The sequence below is a fragment of the Sphingomonas sp. genome, assembly GCF_039595165.1.
In the GTDB taxonomy this organism is placed as follows: Bacteria; Pseudomonadota; Alphaproteobacteria; order Sphingomonadales; family Sphingomonadaceae; genus Sphingomonas.
On sequence record NZ_JBCNMA010000141.1, the window covers coordinates 1 to 8,481 of the forward strand.

Sequence of the window (8,481 nt, forward strand, 5' to 3'; positions counted from 1 at the left end):
CGAAGCTCAGCACCAGGTTGTTGTCGCTGTTGAAGCCGTTGTACTGGGCGCGGTTGAGGTACCACGCGCGGTTGGCGATGGTGCGGGCAGCGTCGGCATAGGCGCCGCCGAAGCCGGTATAGCCGAACACCTCCTGATAATCGACGTCCTGCTCGAAGAAGCGGTTGCGGCTGTTGAAGGAGAAGCGGTCGCTGAAATTGTGCGTCAGCAGGATCGTCGCGGCATAATAGTCGGCGAAGGTGTGGTTGAAATCGGGCTCGCCGAGATAGAAGTCGTGCGAGATGCGTACCGCATCGCTGGCCGCGTCGACCGTCTTGCTGGTCGGCAGATAGGTCTGGCTGCCGAGGCGATCGCGCTGATAGACGCCGATGAAGGTGACTTCGGTATCGGGGCCGGGCTTGAATGTGATCGCGGGCATCACCGTGATGCGGTCGTTCTGCTGCGATTCCTGCTGGAGATGGCCGTCGCGGACGAGGCCGACGAAGCGCGCGGACAAGCCGGGCGCGAGCGGCCCGGTGACGTCGAACTGGAGCTGCTTCAGCTCGTCGGTGCCGTACACCAGCCCGACCTCGCCGCCGAACGCGGTCTTCGGGCGCTTGCTCACCGAGTTGAGGATGCCGCCCGCGCCGCCGCCGCCGTAGAGCGTCGAGGAGGGGCCGCGCAGCAGCTCGGCACGCTCGACGGTGAAGATCTCGAGCCGGCCGCCGTAGATGAAGCCGGGCATGCGGTTGAGGCCGTCGAGATACTGCTCGGCGCCGGTACCGCGTACCGCGAGGAAGTCGCCGCGGGTATCGACGCCGTTGAGTTCGCTGGCCGCGCCGGCGCTGTAGCGGATCACGTCCTGCAGGTTCACGGCGGCGCGGTCGTTGAACTCTTCCGCGGTGATGATGCTGATCGACTGGGGGATTTCGGTGAGCGCGGCGTCGGTCTTGGTGCCGGTCTGCGCGCGCGTGCCGATGACGGTGACGTCGTCGCTCTCGACGGCGGGCTCCGCTTGCTGCGCCGCGACGGGCAGCGCCGCGACGCAACAGGCCGCGAGCAGCGCGCCGCGCAACCTGCTTGTGGAGCCGTAAAGTCCGATCGGTGCGGTCATGATCAAAGCCCTTCCCCGAAATTTATATGTCGCGGGACCGCTTTCCCGCACCTATGTTGCGCGGTTCGATCCTCTTGTAGCATTGAAACCCGGATCGGCGGTCGAGCCACGCGTTTATCGGGGTAAGGGAAGCGCAAGACGGGTAAGTGGGTAGGCGGGAACGGGGAAAGCCGCTTCAGGCGGCCGGTTGACCCGCGCCGCCGGAGATCAGCCCGCGTTCGCGCAGCACGCGCACGGCATCGCGGCGCTTGTGGACGCCGATCTTCCGGAAGACCGATTTGAGGCGGTATTTGACCGTATCTGGCGACATGCCGATCAGCCGCGCGATTTCCTTGTTCGAATAGCCGAAGCCGAGATGCTCGAGGATCTCGGCCTCGGCATCGCTGAGCAGCCCCGGGGCGGGGCCGTTGACCGGGCGGGCGGCAAGCGCGCGGGCGATGCCCTTGAGGAAGTGCGCGCGGAACCGGTCGAGCTGTGCGGTGCCGCCGAGCGTTTCGCCCAGCAGCGGTTCGGCGAAGCGGCGCTGGTCGATGAAGGGGCGGGCGATGTTCTGGAACATCGCGGTGCCGACGGCGTCGTCGAAACAGGCACGCGCCTTTGCGGCATCCCCGGCGGCGCGGTGGCCATAGGCGAGCAGGATGTTGGCATCGACCAGCAGCCGTCCTGCACCATGCTGTGCTGCGCTGCGCTTGAGCTTCTGGAGATCGGCGAGCGCGGCGCCATGCTCGCCATCGATCAGCGCCAGCCGCGCGCGGCACAGCCGCGCGGCGGTGACGACCGGGCGGTGGACGGTCGAATCCGCTTCGCCGCGGTCGGCGAGTGCGTCGAGATCGAGGGCAGCAGCGACGTTCCGGGCCTCGATCGGATCGTCGCCATATTGGATCAGCAGATCGAGCTCGCACAACGCCGCGCGCAGATCGAGCTGGCGCAAGCGGCGGCGTCCGGCGAGGCGGCGCGCGCGGGCGATCATCGCGCGCGCGGCCTCGAGCGTGCCTTCGCTGGCCTCGGCGCGGGCGGCGGTGCAGTAACCGGCGGCGTAGACGTCGGTCCAGCCGTCGGACAGCTCCATATGCGGCACCGCCCAGTCGAGCAGGGCGAGCGCGGCGGGGAGCTGGTCCTGCTCGTAGAGCAGCTCCGCCTCGAACGCGGCGCAATTGGCCGCGAGGTCCGAGCGCGGTCCGAAGTTCGCCTCGATCTGCTCGCGCGTGGCGGCCAGGATGCCCGCTGCGTCCTTCATCCGCGCCTGGGCCTGGCGGATGCGTGCCTCGAGGAACCGGGTGAAGACGTCGCTATAGAGCGAGCCCATCGCGAGATAATGCTCGCGCGCCGCGATCGTCGGCTCCAGCGCGCGTTCGAGCCAGCCACCTTCGAAATATTTGGCGCCGAGCGTCTCGCTGATGTTGGCGAGCACGAGATGGTCGTTGGCGGGCAGGGTGCGCAGCAGCGATTCGCGCGCGAGCAGGTCGTCGAGCGTGACCGGCTCGTTCTCATAATCGGCGAGCACGTCGCCGACGACGCGGATCTCGGTCCATTGATCGGCGGACAGGCCAGCGGCTTCCGCCTCGGCGACGAAGCGGTCGTAGTCGGCGCGCGCGGTCGCCATCTCGCCGCGCTTGATCTCCAGATAGACGCGCGCGAGCGCGAGCCGCGGCCGCGCGGCGATCAATGCGGCGGGGAGCTTGCCGAGGCCGCGCTCGACCATCGCCTGATGCCCGAGCGGGATCAGCCGCCAGCCGCCCGCATCCTCGAGGATCGTCGCGAGCATCGCATCGTCATCGGCCTGGATCGCATGGCTGACCGCCTCCGCTGTCTCGCCGCGTTCGGCGAACCAGATCGCGGCGCGGCGGTGGAGCGCGCGGAACTGCACCGCATCGCGTCGCGCGAGCCGGTCGCGCAGATGCTCGGCGACGAGCTGATGGTAGCGATAGGCCTGACGCTCGGCGCTGAGCGGGGTGAGGAACACGCCCTGCTCCTCGAGCCGTTCGAGGATCATCCAGCCGTCCTGCCGGTCGCACAGCAGGTTGACGAGATCGCCGGTCAGCCGATCGAGCAACGCTGTGCGCAGCACGATCTCCTGCGTCTCCGCTGGCATCGTCATCAGCACCTGTTCGGAGAGGTAACGGGCGAGGTCCGAGCTGGGGCCGTGGAATTCCTCGACCAGCCGGCGGTGATCGGCACCGCGTTTCAACGACAGCGAGGCGAGCTGGAGCGCGATCGCCCAGCCTTCGGTCCGCTCGACGATGCCGCGCACGTCGTCGCCGCTCAGCCCCTCGCCGTGGAAGCGCGACAGCAATGCCTCGGCCTCGTGCGTCTCGAACTTGAGGTCGTCGGCGGTGAGCTCGACCAATTGCTCCTCGGCGGCGAGGATGGACTGGCCGAGCCAGGGATAGTCGCGCGAGGCGACGATGAAGTGGCAATGCTCGGGCGCGAGCTGGATCAGCGTGCGCACGAAGGCGTCGACCTCGGGGCTTTCGGCGAGATGGAAATCGTCGAGGATCAGCACGACCCGGCGGCGTTCCTGCGCCAGCCGGTTGACGATCGCGGAGACCGCCGCGCGCGGGGGCAGGGCGGCGGCGAGGCGCTCGGCGTCCTCGCCCGGCGCGTCGTGCGGCCCAGCGCCTTCGAGCGCGTGGACGATGTAGCGGGTGAGGCGGCGCAAGTCCGAATCGTCGCGTTCGAGGGTCAGCCAGGCGACCCGCACCGCATCGGGATCGAGCCGCTCCTTCCACTGCGAGAGCAGGCTGGTCTTGCCATAACCGGCGGGCGCTTGGATGAGCGTCAGCCGCCGCTCCAGCGCCGCGTCGAGGCGGGCAAGCAGCAGGTCGCGCCGGATCTGGTTGCCCATCCACATGGGCGGCGCGAGCTTGGTGTGGATCAGCGCATCCATCGGGCGTTTCCCGTTGCGGCCTCCGTCCTTGCCCGCCGCAAGGCGCGGCGTGCCCGGACAGCGTATGTTACGCGATGATGTCGCTCAAGCGGCGGTTCGGCGATTACCCGGAAACCGTCCCCCGTTACCCGTTCGGCACGCCCCGGCACCCGTTTTACGCGTTGCGGACAAGGGCTTGGCTCCGCACCCTCAAGGCATAAGTCGAGCAGGCCGGGAGCGTTGTGTGCGGATTGGTGTCGATGTGGGCGGGACGAACACCGATGCCGTGCTGATGGACGGGAACGCGATCCTCGCCTCGACCAAGCAGCCGACCACCGCCGATGTCAGCTCGGGCGTCGCCGCGGCGATCGCTGCGGTGCTGGCGCAGGGCGGGATCGCCGCGCAGGCGGTGCGGTCGGTGATGGTCGGTACCACCCATTTCACCAACGCGCTGGTCGAGCGCCAGCGGCTGGAGCCGGTGGGCGTGCTGCGGCTGGCGAGTCCCTCGGGTGAGGCGCTGCCGCCGTTGACCGGCTGGCCGTCGGACTTGGCAGCTTGCGTGAACGGCGAGATCTTCCTGCTGCCGGGCGGATACGAGGTCGACGGGCGCGAGATCGCGCCGTTCGACGCGGCGCAGGTGCGCGCGGCGGCGGCGGTGCTGAAGGCGCGTGGCATCAAGGCGGCGGCGATCACCAGCGCGTTCGCGCCGGTCAACGCGACGATGGAGGAGCAAGCTGCCGCGATCGTCCGCGCGGTGCATCCCGATGCGGTCGTGACGCGATCCAACGCGATCGGCCGGATCGGATTCGTCGAGCGCGAGAATGCCGCGATCCTCAACGCGGCGCTGTCGACCCTGGCGGCGTCGGTGATCGCCTCGTTCGAGCGGGCGCTGCGCGATCTCGGCATCGCGGCTCCGCTCTACATCTCGCAGAATGACGGGACGCTGATCTCGGCGACGCATGCGGCGGCACACCCGGTGCTGACGATCGGGTCGGGGCCGACCAACTCGATGCGCGGCGCGGCATTCCTGACCGGGGTGCAGGACGCGATCGTGATGGACGTGGGCGGGACGACGACGGATATCGGCGTGCTCGCCAACGGCTTCCCGCGCGAGTCCGCCGTCGCGGTCGATATCGGCGGGGTACGGACCAACTTCCGCATGCCCGATATCCTGGCGATCGGCCTTGGCGGCGGGACACGCGTGCATCTCGACCCGGGGCTCTACACGGCGCGGACGCTGCAGGGGGACGCGCTGCGCGTCGGGCCGGATTCGGTCGGCTATCGCATCGTCGAGGAGGCGATGCTGTTCGGCGGCGATACCCTGACCGCGAGCGATGTCGCGGTCGCGGCGGGGAAGGCGGCATTCGGCGATCGGGGCAAGCTGCCCGCGATCAGCCCGGCGACGATCGCGACGATGTGGGACCGGTTCCAGGCGATCCTGGAAGATGGCGTGGACCGGATGAAGACGACGCGCGGCGATGTGACCATCCTGGCGGTGGGCGGCGGCAACTTCCTGATCGCCGATACGCTCAAGGGCGCGGCGAAGGTCGTCCGCCCGCCGCACGCCGCGGTCGCCAACGCGGTCGGCGCGGCGATCGCGCAGGTCGGGGCGCAGGTCGAGCAGATCGTCGCGTACGATCGCACGCCGCGCGCCATCGCGATCGAGCAGATGCGCGCCGACGTCACCGCCCGGGTCGCGGCGGCGGGCGGCGATCCCGAGACCATTCAGATCGTGGAAGTGGATGAAGTGTTCCTGAGCTACCTACCCGGGCGTGCCGCGCAGCTGCGCGTGCGCGCCGTCGGCGACCTTGCCGGCGAACCGCGCGGCGAAGCGGCGACCGAGCGATCGGCCCAGCATGCGCATTGATCGCACGGCACTCGCCGATCTCGCCCGCGGCGCCGCCTTCCTGGGATCGGGCGGCGGGGGAGATCCTTATTACAGCGTGCTGCTGGGCGAGGCCGCGCTGGCGCGCGGCGAGACGTTCGAGCTGATCCCGCTCGATGCCCTTGCGGACGATGCGCTGGTCGTGCCGTGCGGCTGGATCGGCGCGCCCACCGTGTCGGTCGAGAAACTGCCGAGCGGCCATGAGGCGCTGGCCGGACTGCGGCGCCTGGAGAAGGAGCTGGGGCGCAGGATCGATGCGGTGCTGCCGATCGAGATCGGCGGCGGCAACGGCCTCGCTCCGCTGATGAGCGCGGCGCGGCTGGGCGTGCCGGTGGTCGATGCCGACGGGATGGGCCGGGCCTTCCCGGAATCGCAGATGGCGATCTTCAACATCCACGGCCTGTCGGCCTGCCCGTCGGTGCTGACCGCCGCGTGCGGGTCGCTCAACGTCATCGAGACCGTCGACAATCTCACGCATGAGCGCGTCGCGCGGGCGCTGTCGGTGGCGCTGGGCGGGATCGCGCACATGGTGGAGTATCCGCTGACCGGCGCGCAGGCCAAGGCGCACGCGATCGGCGGAAGCGTCTCGGCGGCGATCGCTGCGGGCGCGGCGATCCGCGTCGCGCGCGAACAGGGCGAGGATCCGTTCGCGGCGCTGTATGCGGCACTGGCCGCCTCGGGACTCTATCCGTTCGCGGGGGGGCTGTTCGACGGCAAGATCGTCGATCTCGAGCGCGAGACGACTGGTGGCTTCTCGGTCGGGCGCGTGGCGATCGAGGGGTTTGGCGGGGCGACGAACGGGAATGGGGGCCGGATGGAGCTCGAGTTCCAGAACGAGAATCTGATCGCTCGGCGCGACGGCGAAATCTGCGCGCTGGTCCCCGATCTCATCACCGTCATGGACCTCGAGACCGCGGACTCGATCACCACCGAGCGGCTGAAGTACGGCCAGCGGGTAAAGGTGGTCGGCGCCGCGGCGCCCGCCGTGCTACGCGAGGCGCGGGCGCTGGCATTCGTCGGGCCGGCGGCGTTCGGGTTCGGCGATGTCTATCGGCCGATCGAAGCATTGAATGGGTGGGGCAGGGGATGAGCGCAGGCGCACCGGGCGGGGAATATGCGAGCTCGCCGCTTCCGGAGCACCTGACCGTCGCCGGGTGGCGGGTCGCGCTGATCGTCGCGAGCTTCAACATCGCGCTGCCTGGTTTCCTCAACGGCGCACAGACCGGGCTCGCGCTGGGCTTCTGGCCGGCGGCGCTGGCGGCGCTCCTCGCCGGGCTGATCCTGTGCGGCGGGGCGTGCCTCACGGCCTGGGTCGCCGTGCGGACGCGGCTCACCACCTATCTGCTGATCCAGCGTTCGTTCGGGCGCTGGGGCGCGGCCCTGGTCAACACCGTCATCGCGATCGTCCATTATTGCTGGTTCGGAGTGAACGTCTCCTTCTTCGCCGGCGCGATCGTCGCACTGGTGGCGCAGGGCTATGCGATCCCGGGCGACTTCACCGCCTTCGTGATCGCCGGGAGCATGCTGATGATCGTGTCGACGATCTTCGGCTTTCGCGCGCTCGACCGGCTGGCGCTGGTCGCGGTGCCGCTGCTCGGTGTGATCCTCGCCACGGTCGCGATCCTCGCGGTGCGGCGCTACGGACTGGTGTTGGCACCCTCAGCCAATCCGCCCGAACCGATGAGCTTCGGCATCGCGCTCTCCGCGATCGTCGGCGGCAACATGCTGACGGTGGCGGCGATGCCCGATCTGTCGCGCTACATCCGCTCGGTGCGCGGGGCGGTGTCGTCGATGGTCCTGTCCTTCCCGGTCGCGACGCCGCTGCTGCTGGTCGCCGCCGCGCTGCCCGCGCTCGCGACGGGCGAGACCGACATCATGAAGCTGGTGACGATGCTGGGCTTCGGCCTGCCGGTGCTGCTGATCCTGATCCTGTCGATCTGGACGATCAACGCGGCCAATCTCTATTCCGCCAGCCTGTCGATGAGCGCGACCTTCCCCAAGGTCCGCGAATGGGTGTTCATCTGCTTGGGCGGGGCGGTGGGTGGCAGCTTCGCGGTGATGGGGATTATCGATTCGTTCGTGCCGTTCCTGCTGTTCCTCGCCATCCTGATCCCGCCGATCGCCGCGATCTACGTGATCGACACGCTGGTCACGTTCCGCGACCGCGATGCGGCTCAGACGCTCGAAGCGCTGGCCTGGATACGCTGGCCCGCCGTGCTGACTTGGATCGGCTCGATCGCGATCGCATTGCTGCTGGAGCGTCACGGACTGACGCTCACGACCGTGCCGATGATCGACGCGACGATCCTCGCCACCGCGGGCTATCTGGGGGTGATGCGGCTGGGCGCGACGGCGCCGGCCGATCATCATGCGCAGGACCTGGGAACCGACTGACGCTAAAAAAAGCGGGCGGGGAAATCGGTGTCGCGCGTCTAATAGCGGTCAGATAGCGATGCGAGGACGCGTGGGCGCTGCATATGGAAAGGATGTCGTCGAGCTCAGCCGGGAATTCCGTCCCGCGCTGATGGCGTTCTTTCTCCGTCGCGTACACGATCACGCCGAAGCGGAGGACCTGACGCAGGAAGTCTTCTCGCGGATCGCGGGACAGCCGGACATGGCGGTGCGCTCGGGCAGCGG

5 protein-coding genes are annotated in these 8,481 nt (G+C 69.0%); 3 read left to right on the top strand and 2 right to left on the bottom strand.

What is annotated here, in order from left to right; translation table 11 throughout:
* Both ABDV68_RS16795 and ABDV68_RS16800 read right to left on the bottom strand, forming a co-directional pair.
* Positions 1 to 1,093 (bottom strand): TonB-dependent receptor plug domain-containing protein (locus tag ABDV68_RS16795; RefSeq protein WP_343521253.1); only part of this gene is annotated, 1,093 nt, incomplete at its 3' end.
* 175 nt (positions 1,094 to 1,268) lie between these two features.
* Positions 1,269 to 3,980, bottom strand: a complete 2,712-nt coding sequence (locus tag ABDV68_RS16800) for a LuxR C-terminal-related transcriptional regulator (protein ID WP_343521254.1) — start codon at positions 3,978 to 3,980, stop codon at positions 1,269 to 1,271.
* Positions 3,981 to 4,203: 223 nt separating this feature from the next.
* Between ABDV68_RS16800 and ABDV68_RS16805 the strand changes: the two genes are divergently transcribed.
* The 3 genes from ABDV68_RS16805 to ABDV68_RS16815 are packed head-to-tail and all read left to right on the top strand — an operon-like array spanning position 4,204 to position 8,238.
* A complete protein-coding gene (locus tag ABDV68_RS16805) occupies positions 4,204 to 5,826 on the top strand; it encodes a hydantoinase/oxoprolinase family protein (RefSeq protein ID WP_343521255.1) in 1,623 nt (540 codons plus the stop codon).
* Complete coding sequence (locus tag ABDV68_RS16810; RefSeq protein ID WP_343521256.1) at positions 5,816 to 6,934, top strand: DUF917 domain-containing protein; 1,119 nt, start codon at positions 5,816 to 5,818, stop codon at positions 6,932 to 6,934. The genes ABDV68_RS16805 and ABDV68_RS16810 overlap by 11 nt, the downstream gene beginning before the upstream one ends.
* Positions 6,931 to 8,238 carry a cytosine permease gene (locus ABDV68_RS16815; RefSeq protein WP_343521257.1) on the top strand — a complete coding sequence of 436 codons (1,308 nt, stop codon included), beginning with the start codon at positions 6,931 to 6,933 and terminating at the stop codon, positions 8,236 to 8,238. The genes ABDV68_RS16810 and ABDV68_RS16815 overlap by 4 nt, the downstream gene beginning before the upstream one ends.
* Positions 8,239 to 8,481: the final 243 nt, after the last annotated feature.

Coding starts and splice junctions, on each gene's coding strand:
- ABDV68_RS16810 (WP_343521256.1), top strand. CDS start 5,816: ATGCGCATTGATCGCACGGCACTCGCCGATCTCGCCCGCGGCGCCGCC.
- ABDV68_RS16815 (WP_343521257.1), top strand. CDS start 6,931: ATGAGCGCAGGCGCACCGGGCGGGGAATATGCGAGCTCGCCGCTTCCG.
- ABDV68_RS16800 (WP_343521254.1), bottom strand. CDS start 3,980: ATGGATGCGCTGATCCACACCAAGCTCGCGCCGCCCATGTGGATGGGC.